Raw genomic sequence first — 2,887 nt, 5'->3', positions numbered from 1 at the left:
AATAGATATTCAATGAAAAACATAGACAACAAATAAAAAAAACTACAAAAAATAATTTACAATCTAACCACAACTAAGAAAATTCACTGTCATCCATCAACTGAAAAATTAATTATTGCACAGCCAAATTCATTTTAAGTAATTGTTTTTTCGTTAATTTATTTTTAGCATCAATTTTTATAATATTTTTTGAATTAATAGAAGGATAGTAATTATTAGTATTTTTTAAACTAGTAAATTGCTCAGATTTATCAATGCTTTCATGTGTTCCAATATATACTGGAACAGCCGATATTAATGAAATAACAACAATACTAAAAATGAATTTTTTATTTATCATGAGATTCCGCCTCAATTTCATATTTAACTATGAAATAATCCATTTATAGAATTAAATTATCCTGTGTAATTTTAATTATAACAATTCATTTTATTAAAAGAACACAAAACGACTTTTATAATTTCATTATATATAAATATTTACTTTAAAATTTGAAAATAAACTCGATTCTATTGTATTTTTTACTAAAAAAGAATTTTAAAACAGTTTAAATAAATCATTAAAAGGAACCCTATAAATATTAACTAAATTTAATCAATTCCACCAAATTGTTAGTATTTTCATGAAAAACTAATGATTTATACTTATTTCTAATTGACTTTATCAAATCAATTAATTATTAATAGCTATTATCTTTAGACATAGACCATAATTAACTTCTTTTCATTTATTTTCATTAACAAATATCATAATTTTGTTTATTAAGCTATTCTGCTAAATAAAGGAATATAGAACATGTTTTTAAAAATTAATTTTATTGATATTTTATTGCCTCTTAGTATTATCATGAAAAAATAGACATAAAAATAAAATACTTGAAGCAATATAATAATTTATTAAACACTGATTTCGCAAAATAGAAAATTTTGCAAAATCTCCTTTTAGGTACTTAAATCAGATTCAACCTTAAAGTGAGAATTGAGAAAATTTTATTTTCCCAATTCAGTGTATTAAATTAATAACTAAATTAATAACTAGATTAATAACTAAATTAATTTATTTAATATTATTTAAAATTAATGGTGATTTAATGATTATTGGAAGATCTGTTGGTGAAACATCCTTAGTTAGCATAGATTTCGTTTCAAAAAAGATGCCTAATGTTGGAGAGTATGTATCGATTGAGTATGATAATAAAACGATTTTAGGAATGATAGAAACAATGGTGCGAGGTAGTGTAGCTTTAAATGGAGAAATATATGATCCTAACACTATTGAGAAAATAAGAGAAATTGAAGGGAATGATTTTTATATTAAAGGTAAAATTAGAATTCTTGGAGATATTGATAACAATCTTAGGATTCCTAGAGTACCTATACCTCCAGGAACTGAAATTAAAATAGCTGATGAGAATATTCTTAAAGATGTTTTCCAAGTGGATAATTCATTAAAATTAGGTCATCTTATTAGTCAAGACGATGTTGATGTAAACATAGATATTAATAAAATGGTATCAAGACATTTAGCTATTTTAGCAATGACTGGGGCTGGAAAGTCTAATACTGTTTCAGTCTTAATTGATGGATTACTTCAATATAATGGATGTATGTTAGTATTTGATATGCATTCAGAATATATCGGTGCTGAATTTAGCAATGGTGAAGTTAATATTATAGATCCCATTATAAATCCTCTATATATGTCTTTTGCTGAAATTAAAGGGCTTGCCAATATTCAATCTTCTGCATATATACAAGAAAGGTACTTTAGACAAGCTTACAAAGAAGCAACAGCTATTTCAAAAGAAGGCGAATCAAATACAAAAGATTTTATTGAAATAATGCGAGCTGTACTTTATAAATGGTTTGAAACAGAAATATTTCAAAATAAAGAAATCAATGCTTCTGATAAAAACAAAATAATGGATGTTATAAACAAAGTAGATGATATACAAAGTAAATATAGTGCACTTCTTAATATAAATGCAGGAAATATTTTAAGTCAAATTCAACCAGGAAAAGCAAATGTCCTTAATTTAGGTCAAACTGATGAGTCTGCTGCAGCAGTTATTGTAAGTCATGTTTTAAGAAATGCATTAAAAAGTAGAAAAGCATACATGCACAAAAAAGAAGAAGATTTATATAACAAGCACTTGAAATTTCCAGTTTTCTTTATAATGGAGGAAGCACACATTCTTGCTCCAAAAAACAGAACTACTAACTCTAAATTATGGATAAGTAGAATAGCTAGAGAAGGAAGAAAATTTGGTTTAGGATTATGTATGGTTAGTCAAAGTCCAAAATCTGTTGATCCTGATGCACTTTCACAAGCAAATAACATGATTATTCTTAGATTAGTTGAGCCACAAGATCAAAAACATGTCCAATCAGCAAGTGAAAGCCTAAGTGAAGACCTCGTTAAACAACTACCTTCTTTAAATGTTGGTGAAGCAATAGTTTTAGGATTAATGGCAAAAGTACCAACATTAGTAAAAATAGATGAATTCAAAGGAAGAAGACATGGGGACGACTTAAATATCATTGAGGAATGGTCAAAAGTCAAAGAAAAAAAAGAAAAAAGTATTAAAGAACAAGAAAATGAAATAAAAGATTTAGGAGGAGATTATTAATACTATTATTATTTAACTCTTATTCTAACCATTATCTATTATTTTTAGAATAAATTTTATGTTAATTTGAATAATAGTAGTTGCATTAATAATAACAGTAGTGCATTAATAATAATAATAATAATAATAGTATCAGTACTTCGTAAAGTAAAGTATTATATTGTGTGGTGTGTATTATTAAGAGTATGAAACAAAAAAATAGCACACCACGTAAGGTATTATTGAATGATGATGTATTAAATTTTTCGGTGAATGTG

The 2,887-nt window shown here is 25.3% G+C and carries 2 protein-coding genes; one reads left to right on the top strand and one right to left on the bottom strand.

All coding sequences use genetic code 11. The features are described 5' to 3' along the window. Nucleotides 1–112 precede the first annotated feature (112 nt). Nucleotides 113–361, bottom strand: coding sequence for a hypothetical protein (locus MBFIL_RS03655; RefSeq protein ID WP_211261704.1), 249 nt, complete (start codon nt 359–361; stop codon nt 113–115). 730 nt (nt 362–1,091) lie between these two features. Between MBFIL_RS03655 and MBFIL_RS03650 the strand changes: the two genes are divergently transcribed. After that, nucleotides 1,092–2,630 (top strand): helicase HerA-like domain-containing protein, encoded by a 1,539-nt coding sequence (locus MBFIL_RS03650; protein ID WP_066971607.1) that lies wholly within the window; start codon nt 1,092–1,094, stop codon nt 2,628–2,630. The last annotated feature ends 257 nt before the right edge of the window (nt 2,631–2,887 follow it).

The sequence above is a fragment of the Methanobrevibacter filiformis genome, assembly GCF_001639265.1.
Taxonomy (GTDB): Archaea; Methanobacteriota; Methanobacteria; order Methanobacteriales; family Methanobacteriaceae; genus Methanacia; species Methanacia filiformis.
The sequence above is the reverse complement of the archived record's forward strand: the minus strand, read 5'-3'. Positions and strand labels throughout refer to the sequence as shown.